The sequence below is a fragment of the Deinococcus sp. NW-56 genome (genome assembly GCF_002953415.1).
Taxonomy (GTDB): Bacteria; Deinococcota; Deinococci; order Deinococcales; family Deinococcaceae; genus Deinococcus.
Map to the genome: position 1 here is coordinate 2,518,453 of NZ_CP026516.1, position 18,357 is coordinate 2,536,809.

Genomic DNA, 18,357 nt, shown 5'->3' on the forward strand with positions numbered 1-18,357 from the left:
AGATGTTTGCCATGACCGGCCCCCGCCCCCTGCCCCTGACTTCCCGCATGAACGTCGGGGGTTATGGGGGGTACACGGTGCGGATGCTGGAATGTGTCGCCCCGGAAGTGCGGACCAGTTACCAGGGGCAGCCGCTTACCATCGCTGCCGCCTGGGCGTCCCTCTATCTGGGCAAGGTTGCTGCTGACGGGCGCTTCTCTGTCTCCCCGGAGCATTGGCGGCCACGTCACTACCGCCGCGCGGTCATGCGGGGCGCTGGGGTGTATCAGGCGGGCCTCTGGGCGCTTATTGCATCACGCCGAAAGACAACCCCGCTCAAGCACAGCTTAGGTGCGCCTGCATGGAATAACACCCAAACATTCTGGGCGATCCAACCTGAGAGCGAGTTTTGGGGATATTCCGCTGTCGGTGCTACCGCAGAAATGAGCGAGAAGCGCGTACGGCGACGTAGAAGAATCATCTTTGCTTCCCGGACCGGGCTACCTTTCGGCGCGAGCGCCCACCTTCCCTATATGCCCCGTCCAGCCCTAGACGCCGAATTGGGCCGAGCGCTCACAGTGCTTGAAAACCCTGTGTTTGGCCTGGGCTGGGCTAGTGCAGGGAGTTACTCAGGAGTTGCACCTGCATAACGACGGGGAAGCGCTCCCAGCCGAGAAAATCTGGGAGTGTCTACGTCACAGATTCTGGGGGAGCGCGTCCGCATTCTGGCAGATGAGTTCCTGGCCGTTCCAACCACGTCCTACCAACAGCGCAGCCTGGAGGCTGCGCTGTCGATGTTCCTGGACACTGCCACCAAAACGGCGTTGCACCGCGCTGAGTTGGTCAGCAAAAGTGCGCTGAGCCGCCTCCTGAACGAGTACCCCTGGGATACGGCACAGGGTTGGGCCATCTTGCAGCGCGCCCAGTGGGACGCGCTGCTTGTCGCGGCCCGACGAAAACACCGCCCACTCCTGCGGCTGAGTGTCGACCTGACCAGCATCGAAAAAAAGGGCAGCACGCTGCCCTTCGTTCGCGTCTACAACGAGGTTCACGGCATCCATCTGGTCGTGTTGTTCGCCGAATACGGAGCGGTGAAGTTTCCCGTGGGGTACCGGGTCTACCGGGGCAAGGGGACAGCGACCCCAGTGACTCTGGCACGAGAACTTCTGCGAACCGTCCCAGACGCGATCCGTCGTCGATTCCGGATTCGCGTGTTAGCAGACAGCGGATTCGAATCCGCTGTCTTCCTGGATGAAGTCAGGCAGCTGGGCTTCGAGTTTGTGGTGGGCGTTCGGTCAACCCGGCGGACGATGCACCCAGGCGAGGTCACGGTGGCTGACTGTCCGCATGGAGGCTACATCGAATTGAAGAACTGGCCGCATGACCCGCTGGTGCTGGGTCGCGTCGACCGTGGAGACCGGGTGTTTCACGCGGTTTCTTCGGAACTGATGGAAGGCGACGAGGTGGTCGCCGAGGGGGCAAAGCGGTGGAGTGAGGAATCGTTCTTCAAGGAGGGCAAGCACCAGTTTGGTCTGGCGCAGTTCGCATTGCGAACTGCTGTGGGCCTGGATCGCTGGGTCCTGCTGGTGTTCCTGGCCTGGACACTGGCCATCCTGCACCGAGAGACCGGGATGACCCTGGAGGCGTGTGCTGCTCTGGCACTGATGACGGTCATGCCAGACGTTCATTTGAACCGCCTGCTCCTGACGTTCAGCAGAAACTCGGAATTTCTCCGCCAGCACGGCTATTCACTGCGCTATGCGAGGTGCAACTCCTGAGAGTTATGTTCGTGCGGCGAGGGCGACAAGCCGAAGAGAAGCCGTTGATTCTCAAATCGTCAAAAGTCATGCCTACAAACTTGCCCTGAGAAGGCTGAGCCTACAGGCAGACGCCTACCGCGCCCACCTCGCCCGGCGCATCAAACCCCAGCGCCCCCCGCGCCGTCTCCCCCGCCCGCTCTACTCGCGGGCCATACCCCCAGCCGCACCCCTCGCGCCCCCTGCCCTCGCCTGAGCTGGCAGCGCTCCCCCTGACCTTTCAGGCCTGAGCGCTCGCGGGCATCTGAACAGCACCCCCAGCGGTGCCCAGGTGCCACAGGCTCTCCCCCCTCGCCCCCATGACGCGGGGCAGGGCGGATACAGCGCGAGGCAACACATGACGCACCCCCAGGCGGTTAACCCCCTGACGGCACCCCCCCAGCGCAAGGGCGGGCGGCAACGGACCACCCTCACCCCCGAACAGCTCGACGCCCTGCTGATGCTCGACGTGGTAGAGGCGGCGGCCCTGCTGAGGGTCGGGACTGACCTCATCCGCCGCGAGATACGCGAGGGCCGCCTCATTGCCGAGAACTACGGCACCCCCGCGCGGCCCCTGTACCGCATTCCCCGCCCCCAGCTCGACGCATGGCGGGCAGAGCGCCGGGCCGCCCAGGCGGTCAAATGAAGCCGCCCCGCGTGACGGCGGGGCTGGGGCAGGGCCGGGGGGGGCTTGCCCACATCCTACCGGGAAAGCCCGCGAGCAGGGCCGCGTGTTTTTCTCTCTCGCTCCAATCGCCCCAGAAACCCCTAGAACCTCTGCGCCACTCACAAACGCTGTCCAGCACGGCGAAAAAGAGTAGAGGTTTCGTCCCAGTGGTTCTACTCGATAACCCCCCCGGAACCTCTGTCTACTCCTCCCCCTACTCCCCCGCGCACTGGGGGCAGAGGGAAAACCCCACGCCCAGCGCTGAGAATTGCCGCACCCCCTCCCCCGCTGGGGGTAGGAGTAGGGCCGGAGGTTTTAGGGGGGTGCCGGGTTCTACTCCTACGCCTACTCGCCCGCGCACCTGGGGCAGCGCTGGGGGTCCGGCATGACCGCCGCTACCCTGCCCCGCCCCGCTGACCGTATCGCCCAGGCGGAGGCCCTGACCGCTGGGGGGTTCGTGCTGGTGCCGGTGCCCAGGGGCACCAAAGGCCCCAGGGAAACCGGCTGGAACTCTGACCCGGCCCAGTGGCTCACCACCCCCAGCGCTGCCCGCGCGTACCTCACCGCGCACCCCGGCGCCGGGGTGGGGTTGCTGCACTCGGAAAGTCAGACGGCGGCGCTCGACCTAGACCATGACGGTGCGGCCCTCGCGCTCGCGGCAGTGGGCGTAGACCTCGCGGCCCTCATGGCGGGCAACCCCTACCGGGTCCGGGGCAAGAAAGGGGAAAAACCCCTCTACCGGGTGCCGGACGGGCTGAGCCTGGGGCGCGTGGCGCTGATCTGGCCGGACCCCAGCGGCAAGAAAGGCCCCGGTGGGCGCCCCGCCCCCCTGACCGTCTTTGAACTGCGGGCCGGGCAAGTGCAGGACGTGATGCCGCCCAGCCTTCACCCGGACACCGGGCAGCCCTACGCCTGGGCCGGGCCGGTCCCGGAGCGCGTGGCCGATCTGCCGGAGCTGCCCCCGGAGCTGCTGAGCCTGTGGCAGCGCTGGCGGGGGCTGGAAGGGGTCATGAAAGCGGCCTGCCCCTGGGCGCCGGGCGAGCTGCCCGCCCCCAGTGAGCGTGACCTGGGCCGCCTGGGCGGCGCGGCCTCGCGGGGTGAGGGTGGGTCCGTCATAGACCAATTCAACGCCGCCCGCTCGCTCGCTGAGGTGCTGGGCGAGCACGGCTATAAAGGCCCGCCGCGTGGCCCCTGGCTCTACCCCCATTCGTCGAGCGGTCAGGCGGGGGTGAGGTTGCGCCCGGAGCGCACCCCCGCCGGGGCAGAGGTGGTGATGAGCTGGCACGCTGCCGACCCGCTGGGCGACGGCCTGCCCCGTGACGCCTTTGGGGTGTGGGCGCTGCTGAGTGAGGGTGTGGACGGCTACACGGCCACCCCTGAGCAGTGGCGCGAGGTGGTGAAGAAGGCGGCGCGGGTGCTGGGGTTGCCGGAGCCGGAGCGGGCCAGCGCTGGGGGTCAGGCGAGCACCGCCCGCCCGGCGCCCGCTGCCGACCTGCCCCCGGTGGCCTGGGGGGACGTGACCCCGCTTCCCCCGCTGACTGAGCCGGTGCCCCCCCTGCCTGCTGAGTTGCTGCCCCGCCCCCTCGCGGACTGGATACAGGCAGAGGCGCGGGCGGCGGGGCTGCCGCTGGAATCGGTAGCGGCGCCGGTACTCGCGGGGGCCTCTGGCCTGATTAACAGGCGGCTCGCCCTGCGGAACGTGCTCAGCTATCCCCCCGTCACGGGCGCGGCATGGTGCGGGATTTGCGCCCCACCTGGGGCTAAAAAGTCCTGGGCGGTGAGCCTGGGGGCCGCGCCGCTGGAACGGGCAGAGCGGGCAGAGTTTGACCGTATCGCGGCTGAGCGCTCGATGTTGGAAGCGCGGCGAGACATGGCAGAGGCCCGCCTAGACGCGCTTCAAACCCGCATGAAGGCGGCCTATAAGAGTGGCAAGGGCGAGCTGCCCAGTGAAGATGAGCTGGCAGAGGCCCGCGACGAACTCAGCGCGGCCCAGGCGGCTCTGACCCCTGAGCGGTTCACGGTCCGGGACGTGACCATAGAACGCCTCGCGGTGCTGGCGAGCCAGAACCCCCAGGGCCTCATGTTGATTCGTGATGAGCTGGTGGCCTTCATCGGAACCTTTGAAAAGCCGGGGCGCGAGTCTGACCGCGCCCAGTGGCTAGAGCTGGCAAACGGTGACGCGGTGCTCCAGGTAGACCGCATGAGCCGCGAGGCCCTGTATGTGCCCGGCGTGGCCGTGGGGATTCTGGGCGGGATTCAACCGGGGCCGCTCGCCCGCTTGCTCGACGGCGAGAGCCTGGGCGGTGACGGGTTTTTGCAGCGCTTTCAGTTGTTCGTCTGGCCGGACCGCTGGCCGGAGTTTGACCAAGCGGCCCAGCATGAGGGGGCGAGCCGGGAGTTACGCGAGGCGGCGGCGGCCCTCCTCGACACCCTGCCCAGCCTGACCGCTGAGGCCCTGGGCAGCGTGTACCCCAGCGGGGACGGGGCACCCCTGACCTACACCCCAGAGGCCCAGGCCCTTTTCAACGCCTGGGAAGTGGGACACGAACAGCACAAGCGCGACCTCAGCCGGGGCGAGGCGTACCGCTCGCACATCTCCAAACAGCCCGGCACCTTTGCGCGGCTGGCCCTGATCTTTCACGCGCTCGACGTGGCAGCAGCGGGGGTCGGGGGACACCCTCACCCCGCGCGGGTGGGCGTGGAATCTGCCGCCCTCGCGGCGATGTGGTGTGAGTACCTGGGCGCCCACGCCCGCAAACTCTGGCGCGAGGGCCGCCGCGCTGACGTGCTCGACGCCCGCGCCGTGCTCCGGTTCGTCGAGCGTGGGCGGGTACTCGACGGGCAGAAAGTCGCAGACGTGCGCCGGGTGCTCAGCGAGGCCCGCGAGGCCCTGACCGGCCCCCGGCTAGAGGCGGCGCTCAGGGTGCTGGAAGGGTGCGGGGCGGTGCGGGTGGAAGTCAGCGCCCCCCCAGGCGGCAAGGCAGGCGGGCGGCCCGTGAAGACGCTCCGGGTGCACCCGGACGCCCTCGCGGCACTCGACGGGGCAGAGGGCGAGGTGAGCGCATGACCTTTACCTCTCCCTTTCTTGCGCACCTCCGGGCGGCCCGTGGGCAGGCTGAGTCGCCCCCCAGCCCGGCCCCCCAGCCTCAGACTCAGGCGGCCCCACCCCCAGCCCCAGCACCGGCAGCGCTGCCCCCTCGCCCGGTGCCTCGCCCCCGCCCGGCGCCCAGCTCGCCCCCACCGGAGGCCCCGCCCAGGGAAGCGCCGCGCCCCCAGGCTCGCCCGGTGCGGCCCAGCATGGCGGCCCCCCAGGCTGACCCGTGCCCGGTGCCCGATCTGGGGGACATGCCCTCACACCTCGCCCGCATGGTGGCAGCGGCCCAGCGGGGCGAGCTGCCGCGCGGGGTGCACCTTCTAGAAAGCGGGTTGGTCATGGACCTTGCCGGGTACGTGCTCGCCTGGGCGGAATGCTGGCCCAGGGACCGGGCGCACCTGACGCGGCGGCTGGGCGAGGCTTACGCCGCCCTGGGGCAGGCATGACCGGCCCCAGAATGAACGCCGTCACCTGGGCCGCGCTCGACGTGTACGCCCAGACGCTAGAGGGGCAGGCGGTGCCGGGGTTGCGCGAGCTGCTGAGAGACGAGGCCCCCCGGCTCGCCCGGCTCAGGAACGCGGCCCGCTCGACGGCGGCAGCGCTGGGGGTGCTCGACGAACGCGGCGGGCTGACGGCTCAGGGCCTCACCTCCGCGCGGGCACGGGTGGCCCGGCTGGGCCTGGGCACCGCTACAGAGGAATCAGATACGGGCGCAGCCCCAGCCACATTGAGAGGTACGCCCCCCCTAAGGAAGTCACGATGACGCCTAGACGGGAAAGCGGCCTCAGCGTGCCGGTGAGCTGGCGAGTAGCACCCCAGAGGTATGAGGGAATGACTGTTAAGAATAGGGCCGTGCCCAGCACCCCCAGCCAAAAACTGGGGAATGCAAACAATGCCCACAGCGGGACAATGACCACGAACAGGACAAAGAGCAGCCCTGCCTTTATCGCGGCCCACAGTCTGAAAAACGCCCACATGACTGCCGCTCAGTATGGGGCGCCGTTTGCCGGGCGGGGGCAAATATGACGCCCTGGCCTGACCTCGCCTCTGGCCTGCTGAGGGCCTACGCGGCAGCCCTCACGGCGAGCGGGTACGGCCCGGCAGCGCTGCCGGTGCTCGCCCGTGCGGCGGCCCTGGAACACTCCCCCAGCGCGGCCCAGTGGCAGGCCCTCCGCGCGGCGGGCCTGCTGACCGGCGCGGGCACCCTGACCCGTGAGGGGTGGGCGGCACTCGCGGGGGTGCTCGACGAACGGGGCGGGGCGTGAGCCGGTTCAAGTTGCGGCGGCCCGCCCAGGTTGACCCCCTGGCCTGGGAGCTGGCCTCACGTGGGGTCCGGCTCGCCCTGATGGAAGCGTGCGCGAGCACCCCGGAGGCGGCGCGGGCGGCAGAGGTTCAGAGGGTGAAGCACTCAGCCCGCGAGTTACGGCGGGCGCTCAGCCTGCTAGAGGGGCGCGGCCCCAGGGGTGAGGAATGAGCAGCGAAAACTACGAAACAACCCCGGCCCCACTCGCCCAGGTGGAAGCGGCAGACCCCCAGGTGCTCCCCCCACGTGACCCCAGGGGCGGCAACGCCCAGCGGCACGGGATTCTCAGCGAGCACGTGCCCCCCAGTGAGCGGGCAGAGTACGCGGCGCACGTGGCCCACATCCGCGAGGGCGCCGGGGCGAGCACCTACCTTGAGCAGCGCCTCGCTGACCGCGCGGCCCTCGCCCTGTGGCGCCTGGACCGGGTGGCCCGCTATGAGGCGGCCCAGGTGAGCACGGCCCAGCGGGGGGCACGGGCAAGCATCGAGAAAGGCAGCGAGTACGGCCCGGAGGGGCAGGCGGTGAAAGCCTGGGCGCGGCTCGCCAAAGTGTGCGGGCTGAGCGTCGAGCAGCTCCGGGCTGACCCCCAGTGGGTAGAGGCTGAGGCCCAGAGGTTTGAAGGGTACGCGGCCCACTTCCTGCGCTGGGCGTCTGGGGGCAGCGCTGAGGGGCTGACAGACGGCGAGGCCCTGAACCTGGGCGCGGCGCTGGGAGCTGAGCTGGAAGACCGCGAGGCCCGCCCGGCTGACATGGTGCGGGCCATGATGGGCCGCCCGGCGCGGCGGGGTGAGGCGGCGAGCATCGAGGAAGGCGAGTGGACCTATGAACCCGGCGAGCTGCCCGGCCTGCTGACCTTTGCCCGCGAGTACCTGGGCGCTGAGGCGGGGGCGGTGCTGGGCGAGCTGGCCCAGGCAGAGGGGCGCCGGGCCGCCCGCATCCGCGAGGGATTGCGCGAGGCCCTGGGCGCCCAGGCGGACGCGCTCGCCCTGGCCGCGCTCCCCCCGCCCCAGACCCTAGTACAGCGTTCATTTAATACGAATGGCTTCGTAGTGCCGTCCTAGCGTCCGGCGGGCGACCTGGGTGGAGAACTGCCAGTTGAGGGTGACGCCCGCGCGTGAACGCGCTGCCACCCAAGCCTCGACTTCCGACCGAAGCCGTTCCAGCACTGGAATACGCCGGTTCAAGCACTGCCGCTGAAGGGCACTGAATTCCAGTTCTGCCATGTTCAGCCACGAGGCATGTTTGGGCGTGTAGACCCACTCGAAGCGGCCCACCAACCGGTGGGCCGCCTGTGGCGACATGAACTTGTAGAAACTGCCGCCGTGATGCGTATTGAGGTGGTCCTGAACCAGGGTGATCTGGACGGCTGCTGGATAGGCCCGTTCCAGGTTCTGCATGAAGGCGGTGTACTCCTCGGCGGTCCGTCGGGCACAGACCTGGACAAACCGTCGGCCTGTTTTCGGCTCGACGGCCAGCAACACAGCCGCGCTCCCAAAGCGCTGGTATTCGTAGTCTTGTTTGGCGACTCGCCCCGGTTCCGATGGAACCGGGGCCATGACGTCACCGATCAGGAAGCAGGGTTGCTCATCGAAGCACAACACGGGAAAACGGTCGTCGTAGGGCCGAGAGTACACGTCCAGAACGCGTTCCATCTCGCAGAGGAAATTCGCCGTCAGGTGCGCGATGCACCACTGCCTTTTGCGGTGCGGCTGGACCGCGTTTTTTTCAGAATGTAGAACACCGTCGACGGAGCGATGTGGTCGACCAAGTTCAGCTCTACAGCCTTCTCTGCCAGCAAGCGAATACTCCATTGTGCGTGACCTTCGGGCGCCTCACTGCACGCCAGCGCGGTGATGGCCGCCCGGTCTTTGCCGTCGAACTTCGCGGGTCGCCCCGTATGCGGCGCATCGAACAGCGCCGCGTCCAGTCCCCCCAGGGCAAAGCGTTTTCGGGTCGCTTGCACCATCTGGACGCTGATACCGAGGGCGTCCTTGATGGCCGAGTCCGTGACCTGTCGATGGGCCAGCAGCAGAATCCGGGCGCGGGTCATGACCCGCGCCTTGCCACTGCCCTTCATGGTCATGCCGTGCAGAGTCTGTTCTTGCTCAGCACTCAAAGTCACTGGATAGCGAAGAGGACGGCTCATACCTCACTATGACAAATTCAAAAACGCTGTACTAGAGAAGGTCACGCGCTATGAGGCGCACCTAGAGCGGGTGCTCTACCGGGCATTACACGATCTGGAAGCGGCCCGCCGTGAGCGCGAGGGCAAGGCCACCCCGGCCCCTCTGCGGGGCGTGCTCGACGAACACGGCGCCCACTGACCCCCAGCGCGGCCCGGTCATGTTGCCGGAGTCCGCACCGTGACCCGCCCCTGCCCCCCCTCGCCCCGTGCGGGGGGCGTTTGCTGCCGTGCTGAGATGCTCCCCCGATCTGGGGAGCAAGGGACCGGAAAGGGGGTCCGGCGTTCCCGGCATTTTCCCGGAGAGGGTCGGGAACGCCGCGCCCAGTGGGCTTTCCTTTCCCAGGGGTTTTCCCGGCGAGAGTCACGCCGGGTGGGAAGCGGGGGCGGCCCCTGTGACACACCTGGGGTTTTACTCAGCCGCGAGTAAAACCCGGTGAGGGGGTGTCAGGCCCGCTGACACCCTGGGCGCAATTCGTGGAGCTGGCTCCACGCGTTCCTTTCTCCGGCGCCAGACAGTGCCAAAAGGCCGGGGAGATTCCGCCTACATCACCCCCTCTCACCCCGTCCCCCGGCCTGGTTTCCTGCGCTGGGCGGGCGGTTTTCCGGCGTGAGCAGTGACTCACCGTGAATCACGGTTTCCGCGCGAGGTATGGGGATTTGGTGCACCTGGGCGGCCCTTTGCCCCCCGCTTTCCCGTCTCTGTGGCAGCGCTGGGGTGTGTGGTGTGCCCCTGCCTGGGCACTTGCCGGGTGGGTTTTCGCCGAAGGTGGAGAAAAACCCCCCTCTGACCCCTACGCTGAGGCATGGCAGCGGGGCGGAACTATCAGCGCACGGGCGACCCCTTCACCGGGAAAGTCAGGCGGGGCGAGGGACCGCCCACGGTGCGGGCATGGCGGCGGCCCGGCACCGGGCGGGAGTGGTTTACACGGGTGCCGGTGCACCTGTGCTCACGGCTCGACGCGGTGACGGTGGCCGCGAGTCTGCGGGAGCACGGCCACACCCTCGCGGCGCACGTGGGCGAGCCGTGCGAGCTGCCCCGGCTCGCGGCGGTGCTCGCCTTTGACTGGGATACGGCGGGGCACACCCTGACGGCCACCCCCGCCGATCAGCCCCTCACGCCGGGGGCAGCCGCGCGGCTGAGGGTGAGCACCTCCCCCACCGGCCCCCGTGGCGCTGGGGTGCGGGTGTGGCTGACATGCCCCCGGTGCGGGCGGCGGTGCGGCGTGCTCTACGCCTCGCGCTGGGGGGCGGCGGGCGAGCGCCTGGCGGTGCCCCTCGCGGGGTGCCGCGAGTGCCTGGGGCTGACCGATGAGAGCAGGCAGCGGCACAAGTGCCCGGACTGGGCCGGGGCGGTGCTGGGAGCGCGGCCCTACAAAGAGGGGCGGCGGGGGGTGTACCACGCCCGCACCTGGGGCACGGCCCGCGAGCGGGCCACCTACCACATGCAAGCCGGGTGTGCCCGCGCCCTGCCCGGATTCTTCGACCGGCCCGCCCGCCCGGAGCGCTGGGGGCTGGGGCCGTGCCCCTGGGGAAAGGGGGCGGAGTTTCAGGGCAGCGCTGGGGCTGAGGGTGGCCCGGAGCCGGTGCCGGTGCTGGGCGGGGGCGAGTGGGGGGCCTGGGAATGAGCCGGGGGACCGGGGCGGGTCATGCGGGGGTGTGCCGAGCTGCTGAGCGGGTGGGGCCGGGCGAGCACCTGGGAGCTGAGCGCGGCCCTGACCCCAGGCGGCGGGCGGGCGGCCCAGGTATCCACGCGCCGGGCGCTCCGGGTGCTGGAAGCTCGCGGGGTGGTGACGTGTCTGGGGTTTGACCTGCACGGGCACCGGGTCTACTGCCTGAGCGGGGACCGCGCCGGGATGCTCGCCCCCTGGCTACCGGGCAGCGAGCACGCGGCCCTCACGGGCGGGGGGTTGTTGCCGGGGTACATGCGGCCCGCATTGGTGCGCCTCTGGAACACCTCGCGCCTTCCCCTGACCCGTGAGCAGCGAGAGGCGAGGCGGGCAGGCTGACCCCAGGCGGCAGAGGGAAAGGGCCGCGTTTCAAACGTCACCCTACGGTGAGGGGTGCCCCCGCGAGGTGGGCCGCGCTGGGGGCACTGTTGCAAACAGCGGGCGGCGAGCGGCCCCGCCCGGTGAAGGTGGGGGCCGCTCGCTGAGGGTTTTTTCTGGCTTACAAGTCCTTGCAAGTCAGGGGACCGGGTGAGGGTTCCTCCGGCGTTGCAGGGCGGCGAGATGCTGGGGGTCAAACCCCAGCGCGGGGGCGGCGGTGTCGAGCTGGGCCGCGCTGAGGGTGTAGGCGCACACCTGGGGGGTGCCGGGGTGATCTATCAGCCACCCGCCCCCACCCTCGCGCACGGTCAGGAACAGAAAGCGCTCGCGGGGCACGGTCACGCGCTCGCCCGCCGTCAGGGTCAGCGTGACCCCGCTGGGGGTGGGGGTGACGGCGAGCACGTCACGCGGGTGGGCCTGAACCGGGGCGCGTTTGGGCCGGACCTGGGCGGCGAGCGAGAGGGCCGCGTCTGCCGCGCCCATGTGCTCCGCCTGGGCGTCCCGGTCCCGCGCGGCGAGGGCGGCCCGGACGTGCTCGCGGGCCTGGGCGACGTGCGCCCCACCGGGGCCGCCCAGCTCGCCGGTCAGGGCGTCGAGCATCTGGGCGAGGGCCTGGGGAATGCCCAGGTTGCTGAGGGTGTAGGGGTCCGGGGTGTGCCCCTCCGGGATGGGGGCCGCGCTGGGGGGGGCAGGCGTCATGGTGTGCCCCCTCCCCCTCGCGTATGGCCTGGGCAAGCGGAAAGGACCGGGCGAGGGCCTGGGCGAGCGGGGCGGGCAGTTCCAGGGCGCGGGCCTGGGGCGTGTGGGGGTGAAGGATGAGCAGCGGCGAGGGGGCGAGCCGGACAGCGGCGCGGGTGCCGTCTGTCAGGATGATGACCTCACCGGAACTCAGCCCCAGGGTGATGACCCCGGCCCCAGGGTCAGGCGAGCACGTCACCACGCGCCCCGAGCTGGGGGGGAGATCGGGCGGGGCCTTCACGCGGGCCGCCCCAGCCGGACCGGCTCGCCGTCATAGGTGCCCAGGGCCTCGACCACTTCCCGGAGCACGCGCACGGCGGGCACGTCGAGCACCGCGCGGCGGCCCTCATGCTCAAGGGTCAGCCGGGCACCGCCCAGGCGGGCGAGGGTCAGCCCCTCGCGTTCGTCCCGTTCATTGGGCAGCGCTGGGGGGTAGGTCAGGCCCCAGCTCACGCCGCCCGGCAGCACCGTCAGCGTGACCCGGTGCCGGGTGGTGTAGCAGGCGAGCGCGAGGGCGGGCCGCCCGCTCGCGGTCATGGCGCCGGGGATGACGTGCACGGCAGCGAGGGACACGGCCCCCGGAATCAGGGCGCGGGGCGAGCGGCGGCCCGGTGTGGCCTGGGCGGTCATGCCTCACCCCCAGCGCTGCCCCAGTAGCCCAGCGCCTCGCGCACCGCGTCCAGCATGGCGGCGGGCACGCGGTAGCCCTCACGGGTGCGCGGTTCGGTGGCCCCGTGAATGCCGGTGAAGTAGAGCACCGCGTCAGCGGCGGGGTCAGCGCCCAGAATGAGCAGGGCGTCCGGGCCGGGGGGCAGGGTCACGGCCTCCCGCACCTCGCCGCCCGGCTCGCGCACGGTGAAAGAGCGGCGGCGGTCCGGCTTGCCGGGCGAGCTGGGGGCCTTCCCTGCGCCGTTGAGCTGTGCCCCGATGATGACCGGCAGCGCTGCCGGATTCACGGTCACGCGGTCGGGCGGGCTGGGGGTGACGGTGGGCGGGCGGTGCGTCCGCAGGGCGCGGGCGAGGGCAGAGCGCAGGCGGGAGCGCCGGTATTCGTGGGCCATGTCTGACCCGGTGAGTTCCTCGACGGTTTCCGAGAGTTCCTGCACACTCACGCCCACCCGCGCCCAGTGGTGCGCCCAGGCCCCCAGGGCAGGCAGGGCGAGGGCCGCGAGGCTGTCCCCCGCCGCGTGCCGCAGAAGATCAGCGCGGGTGCACGTGGGGCAGTGGGGGGCGTACTCGCCGGGGTGGGCGAGGGCGGGCAGCGGGCCGCCGCACCCCCGGCACAGCGCCCAGTGTTCCGGCAGCTCGCGGTCAGGAACCGGGGCGCCCTTCATGCCTCGCCCCCGGTCAGGGCGTGGGCGTCCGACGCGGCAGCGCCCAGGGCGGCGAGGTGCTGGGCGAGGGTGGCCGCGTGCTGGGGGCGGCCCTCGCGGGTGTGGGCAGCCTGGGCGAGCGCGAGCACCGCGTGCGCCGCGTCGAGCATCCGGGCGGCCTCGCGGGTGAGCGCCTGGGCGTCCGGGTCAGGGGTGGGGGTGTGTCCATGCATGGTGTGACCTCTGGGAAGGGTAGGCAGCGCTGGGGGTCAGGCGGTGAGGGCGGCGGGCACAGGGGAGCCCCTGAGCACCTGGGCGCACCGGCTGACGCGCCCGGCGTGCTGGGCGAGCTGCTGAGGGGTCAGGGTGGCGAGGTGGGCGAGCCGGTAGCGCGGCCCCTCTTTGACGGGTGCCCAGGGCAGGGCCTCGCCCAGGGCGGCGCGGGTGATGAGCTGGGCGGCCTCGCCCTCGCTGAGGGGGGCGCCGTGCGCGAGGCGGTAGGCCCTCACGCGCGGCCCCCGGTGCGGCCCAGGCGGGCGAGCAGGGCGGCGAGGGCGAGGAACCCGGCGAGCGGCCCCAGCACGGCGGCGGGGTAGGCGGCAGCGCTGGGGGTGCCCGCGAGGTACAGGCAGCCCAGGTAAGCGAGGGTCAGGGCGAGCGGGGCGGCGTAGCGCATGGGGGCACCTCTGAGGGGGGCGCGGCGGCCCCCCGTGGGCACTCAGGCGGCGAGGGTGCGGGCCTGGGGGTAGAGGCGGCAGAGGTGCGCCCAGACGGTGCGGGCCTCGCACTCGCTGAGCTGGGCGAGGCTGGGCACGGGCGCCCACTCTCCCAGGGCAGCGGCGGCGAGCGCGTAGTGCTGGGCGCTGGGCAGCCCCAGGCGGCCCATGAAGCGGTGAAGGCGAGCGGCGCGGGCTTTCCCGATGGGGGCCGGGGTGCTGGGCAGGTACGCCTCAGCGGTCAGGGTCACGGTATCGGCCCGGTTCAGAATGGCGACGGCCTGGGCGGTGGGGACGTGCTCGCCGTCGAGCTGGGCGGTCAGGTGGCCCGCCGCGTCACGGGTCAGGGTGACGGTGTGGGATTCGGTGCCCCAGTGCTCACCGTAGGCGGTCACGTGGCGCACGGTGGCCCAGGTGCGGGTTTTGGCGCGGGGGCTGCTAGTGTTCATGGTGCTCCTTCACTGCTAGGGGGAGTCAGAGGCGCGGGGGACTGTAGGAGGTATCCCGCGCTTTCTGCTACCTGTATTGTAGCTTATGGTGCTACAATGTCAAGCATGACACGTAACATAACGCCCGGTGCTAAGGTTGTAAGCATGAATGACGCCGTGAGGGCCGCGATAAACGCGCGGCTGAGGGAAAAAAATATGAGCCGGTCAGACCTTGCGCGGGCCGTGGGGAGAGTGCCTCAGGAAGTCACCCGCGCTCTGAACGGCACCAAAGGCGGCGGCACCGTGCCCCCCCTCTGGGCCGCCATGCTCGACGCCCTGGGCCTGACCCTGACGGCGGTGCCCGTCGAGCACTTGGGCGGCGGGCCGGTCACGCTGCCCAGTGACCCCCAGGCCCTAGAGCGGGAAGTCATGCGCCGGGTACAGGCGGCAGTGCGCGAGGCGCTGGGCAGCGGGGGCGAGGCGGGCAGCGCTGGGGGGGAGTAGCGGTGCCCGATATGGCGATGTGCGAGCATCCCGCCTGCCCCTCGCGGGAGCGGTGCTACCGGCACGCGGCGAGCGGGACGCGGCCCGGCGAGCACTGGCAGACCTACGCGGATTTTCAGCCGGTGGGCGAGCGGTGCGCCCGCTTCCTTCGGGCAGACCCTCGCCCCGGCCCCGCGCCCCCTGAACGCCTGGAACCCTGACCCCCTGCCCCCAGCGGCGGGGGTTTTTTGATGCGCCCTGTTACGCCCGGTACTGTTCCAGTGGGGCGGTAGTGCTACCCTAGCGGCACTATGCGAGCCGTTCAATTCACGCTGAAAACCTACCTAGAGGCGCATGGGCTGACCGCGTACCGGCTCGCTGAGCAGGCGCGGGGGCGGGTCAGCCGGGGCACGGTGTACGCCCTGGCGCGGGGCAGCGCTGGGCGGGTTGATCTGGGCACCCTGGGGGCGGTCATGACGGCCCTGGAGGAACTGACCGGGCGCGAGGTGTCCCCGGCTGATCTGCTGACGGCCTACACGGTGCCGGAGCCTGACCGCGAGGCCCAGGAATGGGAAGCGGCAGAGCTGACCCCCGCGCTGGCCCCTTATGACTGGGGCACGGGCGGCGAGCCGGAGGGCGAGCCGGTGCGGTACGTGCCCGGCGTGGGGTTCGTGGCAGGCAGGGCGTGAGCGCGGGGATTCAGATAGGCGACGTGTTGCGCGTACAGTTCCCCGCCCAGCGCCCAGCCGGGCATGAGCAGACCGGCAACCGGCCCGCCGTGGTGGTGGGGATTCCTGACCGGGTGGGGGCGCCCCGCTTCCCCTCGCTGATCGTGGTGCCCTTCACCACCCATGAGGGCGATTACGCGAGCGGCGCCCCGGAGCTGTACCCCGTGTTCCGGGCCGGGACGGGGGGCCTCACGGCGGATAGCGTGGCCCTGGTAGATCACCTGCGCTCGCTGGGCGTCTCGCGCATTCTCGACCGGCTGGGCCGCCTGACCCCGGATGAATACGCCCCCGTCAGGGCCGCCCTCCGGCAAGCATTCGACCTCTGACCCTTTGCCTGGGGCAGCGCTGGGGGGTGAGCAAACTTCACACCCCTGGGGCGCCCCCACCCCGCGCCCTAACCCTGCCTTGGCCCGTGCCCCCTGCCCCAGCGGTAGGGGGTTTTCCGATTTGAAACCGGGAAACTCCCCCAGCGCTGCCCCCTGCCCTCAGCGGGGGTTTATCACTAAGCGCTCACCGGGCGGGGCGGGGGTCTTCGCCGTGCTGGGCGGCTCGCCCGATTTGGCGAGCGTGGCACCCGCACTAGCTACGGGGCCTCTCCGAAAATCCGAAAAACCCCAGGCGGGCCGCGCTGGGGATGACTTCCGTTTCAAACGGAAGTGGCCGGGGGGGCATGTTCGACCCGCCCCGGAAATGGTCGGGAGAGCAGGCGAAAAAATACGAAGGTTTGCGGGGGTGCGCGGGGGTGTTTTGCCGTGCTGGCCGGAGGTTCAAACTTTCACCCCCGGCCCCACCTGGGCGAGCTGGGGCCGCGTCACCGGCTGACGTGGGGGGATGGTACGTGGGCGGCTCGCCCCGGTGCCGTGCGCCGCGTGCTGATCGTCTGGGCTGCCCGCGAGCGGGTTAAGTGTTGCGTCACAGGAAAACCGGCCCCAGTGCGCGTTTAGAACGGCGGGTGTGGGGGCATCTTGGCGCAAAGATGGCCCCCGGCGTGAGGTTGTCGGGAATGCGACAACCTGGGCGGGAAGGAGCGCGGGTGGGCCGTTTCCCCCGTGCTGGGCGGCGTTTCGCTTCCTTTATCCAATCAGCATTAGGTAAAGCAAACCCCGGCAGAGTGCGCCCAGCACGGCGTTTTCCCGGTCCTTTATCCAAGAGGTATTAGGTAAAGCAACCGGGCTGCCCCACTCTCAACCCCCACGCCTGAGCCTGGGCCGCGCTGGGGGAGTAGGCCGGAGGTTTCAGGGGGAAGCGGGCCGGAGTAGCCCAGCACCTAACCTCTACTGTTTTTCGCCGTGCTAGTCGAGTAGCAGAGTAGCGCCGAGGTTCTAGGGGTTTTGGAGCGCCCTAGAGCGTGTATGCCTGCTACTCCTACCGGGTAGAGCCTGGAAACGCCCTCTAGAACGGCGTCTATAAGTAGATAGATAGAGTAAAAAATGCTTTATAGGATTTACCCCCCTACAACCCCCTAGAACTACTCCCCTACTCCTACCCACCCGCCCCCCCAGCGCTGCCCGATACGCGGCGGAAGGCCCAGGGCGGGCGCGTTACGCTGGGGTATGTCACAGGGGGCAGAGGGGAAGCGGGCCAAACGTGCCCAGGGCGAGGGCAGCTATGAGCGGCTCCCAGACGGTCGGGTGAGGTGGCGTACCACGGCCACCACCCCAGCCGGTGAGCGGCGCACCCGGAGCGGCACGGCCAAGAACATGACCGCCGCGCGGGAAGCGGTGCGGGCGGCGCGGGCAGAGATCGAGCGCGAGCACCTCCCGGCCTCGCGGGGGCTGACCCTGGGCGAGCTGGTGAGCGAGTACGTCACCGCGCGGCGGGGCAAGATCAAAGCCGAGAGCACCGCGCGGGACTACACCTACACGGCAGAGAAATACATCCTGCCTAGCCTGGGGCAGCTCAAGGCGGGCAAGGTCAGCGCTCAGCGGCTCCGGGCCTATTACAGCGAGCTGGAAGTGTCCGGGCTGGGGTACCGGACCCGCGAGAAAATACACGGCCTGCTGAGGGCCGCCTACACCTGGGGCAGCGCTGAGGGGCTGGTGACGGTCAACCCCACGGCGCACGCCCGCCCCCAGCGGCCCGCCGTGGAAGGTGCGCCCCGGTTGAAAGCCTTCACCCCAGAGCAGGCGGCCCGGTTCTACCTCGCGGCCCGCGCTGACCGCTGGGGCTGGCCCCTGGCCTTTGCCCTGGCAACCGGACTGCGGCCCGGCGAGGTGCTGGGGCTGCGCTGGGATGACGTGACCTTTACCCCGGAGGGGGCGGCGGTGGTGCGCGTCGAGCGCACGCGCTCAGTCAGCGGGGGCAAGATTTACGAAAGCACGCCGAAAACCGAACGGGGCCGCCGCTCGCTGACCGTCTCCGGGGATGCCGTCGAGCTGCTGAGGCTGAGTCAGGCCCAGGCAGAGAAGGAACGCGGGGCGCGGCTGAGGGACCGGGGCCGCGAGTATCAGCCCACCGGGTACGTGTTCGTCACGCGGGCGGGCACCCCCTACCGGCTCGACAATCTGCGGCGGCCTATGGGCCGGATTTGTCAGGCGGCAGAGGTGCCGGTGCTCACCCCCCACAAACTGCGGCACACCTACGCCTCTGTCATGGCGGCGGGCGGGGTCAGCGTCGAGGTGCTGAGTAAGCGCCTGGGGCACAAAGACCCGAACGTGACGCGCGGCATTTACCGGCACGTGTATGACGGCGAGGGCGAGGGGCTGACCTTTGACCCGCTGACCCCACCGGCCCAGCCGGAACCCCGCGAGCGGCAGCGGGTGAAGGTGCGGGCACGGCTCGCCCAGGGCGAGGGCGGCAGCGCTGGGGAGCCGGAGAGCGGCCCCACGCCTGTGACTCCCAGCGCGGCCAAACGCGCCAAAGCCTGAGCGCTGCCGGTTTGC

The 18,357-nt window shown here is 70.4% G+C and carries 21 protein-coding genes and 1 pseudogene; 13 read left to right on the plus strand and 9 right to left on the minus strand.

Annotated features, from left to right (window positions below; genetic code table 11):
• Positions 1–665: 665 nt before the first annotated feature.
• The 6 genes from C3K08_RS12625 to C3K08_RS12665 all read left to right on the plus strand — a co-directional run bounded on the left by C3K08_RS12625 (position 666) and on the right by C3K08_RS12665 (position 7,900).
• The gene (locus tag C3K08_RS12625; RefSeq protein WP_102128614.1) at positions 666–1,757 is read left to right on the plus strand and encodes a transposase; all 1,092 of its coding nucleotides are present in this window, start codon (positions 666–668) and stop codon (positions 1,755–1,757) included.
• A 376-nt stretch (positions 1,758–2,133) separates the two neighbouring features.
• Positions 2,134–2,421: a helix-turn-helix domain-containing protein gene (locus C3K08_RS12635; protein ID WP_199776935.1), complete on the plus strand. Its 288-nt coding sequence runs from the start codon at positions 2,134–2,136 to the stop codon at positions 2,419–2,421.
• A gap of 406 nt (positions 2,422–2,827) precedes the next feature.
• Positions 2,828–5,509, plus strand: coding sequence for a DUF3987 domain-containing protein (locus C3K08_RS18830; protein WP_104991616.1), 2,682 nt, complete (start codon positions 2,828–2,830; stop codon positions 5,507–5,509).
• A 469-nt stretch (positions 5,510–5,978) separates the two neighbouring features.
• A complete protein-coding gene (locus C3K08_RS12650; protein WP_199776936.1) occupies positions 5,979–6,299 on the plus strand; it encodes a hypothetical protein in 321 nt (106 codons plus the stop codon).
• A gap of 259 nt (positions 6,300–6,558) precedes the next feature.
• Positions 6,559–6,801 carry a hypothetical protein gene (locus C3K08_RS12655; RefSeq protein ID WP_104991618.1) on the plus strand — a complete coding sequence of 81 codons (243 nt, stop codon included), beginning with the start codon at positions 6,559–6,561 and terminating at the stop codon, positions 6,799–6,801.
• 205 nt (positions 6,802–7,006) lie between these two features.
• The gene (locus C3K08_RS12665) at positions 7,007–7,900 is read left to right on the plus strand and encodes a hypothetical protein (protein ID WP_104991620.1); all 894 of its coding nucleotides are present in this window, start codon (positions 7,007–7,009) and stop codon (positions 7,898–7,900) included.
• Here C3K08_RS12665 and C3K08_RS12670 read toward each other — a convergent pair.
• The gene (locus C3K08_RS12670; protein ID WP_104991621.1) at positions 7,865–8,650 is read right to left on the minus strand and encodes an IS630 family transposase; all 786 of its coding nucleotides are present in this window, start codon (positions 8,648–8,650) and stop codon (positions 7,865–7,867) included. The genes C3K08_RS12665 and C3K08_RS12670 overlap by 36 nt on opposite strands.
• Positions 8,638–8,985, minus strand: a pseudogene (locus tag C3K08_RS18555) (helix-turn-helix domain-containing protein); the annotation flags it as partial. The gene C3K08_RS12670 and the pseudogene C3K08_RS18555, both read right to left, overlap by 13 nt.
• Before the next feature lie 842 nt (positions 8,986–9,827).
• On the opposite strand from C3K08_RS18555, the gene C3K08_RS12680 reads away from it, so the two are divergent.
• Both C3K08_RS12680 and C3K08_RS12685 read left to right on the plus strand, forming a co-directional pair.
• On the plus strand, positions 9,828–10,649 hold the full coding sequence (locus C3K08_RS12680; protein ID WP_104991622.1) for a hypothetical protein: 822 nt from the start codon (positions 9,828–9,830) through the stop codon (positions 10,647–10,649).
• Between the two features lie 21 nt (positions 10,650–10,670).
• Complete coding sequence (locus C3K08_RS12685) at positions 10,671–11,030, plus strand: hypothetical protein (protein WP_104991623.1); 360 nt, start codon at positions 10,671–10,673, stop codon at positions 11,028–11,030.
• 177 nt (positions 11,031–11,207) lie between these two features.
• On the opposite strand, the gene C3K08_RS12690 is transcribed toward C3K08_RS12685, so the two are convergent.
• From C3K08_RS12690 to C3K08_RS12720, 7 genes are all read right to left on the minus strand, one after another.
• The gene (locus tag C3K08_RS12690) at positions 11,208–11,768 is read right to left on the minus strand and encodes a hypothetical protein (RefSeq protein WP_199776937.1); all 561 of its coding nucleotides are present in this window, start codon (positions 11,766–11,768) and stop codon (positions 11,208–11,210) included.
• A 276-nt stretch (positions 11,769–12,044) separates the two neighbouring features.
• The gene (locus C3K08_RS12700; RefSeq protein WP_104991625.1) at positions 12,045–12,437 is read right to left on the minus strand and encodes a hypothetical protein; all 393 of its coding nucleotides are present in this window, start codon (positions 12,435–12,437) and stop codon (positions 12,045–12,047) included.
• On the minus strand, positions 12,434–13,141 hold the full coding sequence (locus C3K08_RS12705) for a hypothetical protein (RefSeq protein ID WP_104991626.1): 708 nt from the start codon (positions 13,139–13,141) through the stop codon (positions 12,434–12,436). The genes C3K08_RS12700 and C3K08_RS12705 overlap by 4 nt, the downstream gene beginning before the upstream one ends.
• Entirely contained in the window at positions 13,138–13,353 is a 216-nt protein-coding gene (locus C3K08_RS12710; RefSeq protein WP_104991627.1) for a hypothetical protein, read from the minus strand. Before C3K08_RS12710 ends, C3K08_RS12705 begins: the two co-directional genes overlap by 4 nt.
• Positions 13,354–13,389: 36 nt before the next feature.
• Positions 13,390–13,629 (minus strand): hypothetical protein, encoded by a 240-nt coding sequence (locus C3K08_RS12715; RefSeq protein WP_104991628.1) that lies wholly within the window; start codon positions 13,627–13,629, stop codon positions 13,390–13,392.
• Positions 13,626–13,796, minus strand: a complete 171-nt coding sequence (locus tag C3K08_RS17965) for a hypothetical protein (RefSeq protein ID WP_158679928.1) — start codon at positions 13,794–13,796, stop codon at positions 13,626–13,628. The genes C3K08_RS12715 and C3K08_RS17965 overlap by 4 nt, the downstream gene beginning before the upstream one ends.
• Before the next feature lie 42 nt (positions 13,797–13,838).
• Positions 13,839–14,285: a hypothetical protein gene (locus tag C3K08_RS12720; protein ID WP_104991629.1), complete on the minus strand. Its 447-nt coding sequence runs from the start codon at positions 14,283–14,285 to the stop codon at positions 13,839–13,841.
• Positions 14,286–14,480: 195 nt separating this feature from the next.
• Between C3K08_RS12720 and C3K08_RS12725 the strand changes: the two genes are divergently transcribed.
• From C3K08_RS12725 to C3K08_RS12740, 5 genes are all read left to right on the plus strand, one after another.
• Positions 14,481–14,768, plus strand: coding sequence for a hypothetical protein (locus tag C3K08_RS12725; RefSeq protein ID WP_199776938.1), 288 nt, complete (start codon positions 14,481–14,483; stop codon positions 14,766–14,768).
• Positions 14,769–14,770: 2 nt separating this feature from the next.
• A complete protein-coding gene (locus C3K08_RS17970; RefSeq protein ID WP_158679929.1) occupies positions 14,771–14,968 on the plus strand; it encodes a hypothetical protein in 198 nt (65 codons plus the stop codon).
• A gap of 90 nt (positions 14,969–15,058) precedes the next feature.
• Entirely contained in the window at positions 15,059–15,436 is a 378-nt protein-coding gene (locus tag C3K08_RS12730) for a helix-turn-helix transcriptional regulator (RefSeq protein WP_104991631.1), read from the plus strand.
• Entirely contained in the window at positions 15,433–15,801 is a 369-nt protein-coding gene (locus C3K08_RS12735; protein WP_199776939.1) for a type II toxin-antitoxin system PemK/MazF family toxin, read from the plus strand. The genes C3K08_RS12730 and C3K08_RS12735 overlap by 4 nt, the downstream gene beginning before the upstream one ends.
• Positions 15,802–17,028: 1,227 nt before the next feature.
• On the plus strand, positions 17,029–18,342 hold the full coding sequence (locus C3K08_RS12740) for a site-specific integrase (RefSeq protein WP_104991632.1): 1,314 nt from the start codon (positions 17,029–17,031) through the stop codon (positions 18,340–18,342).
• The last annotated feature ends 15 nt before the right edge of the window (positions 18,343–18,357 follow it).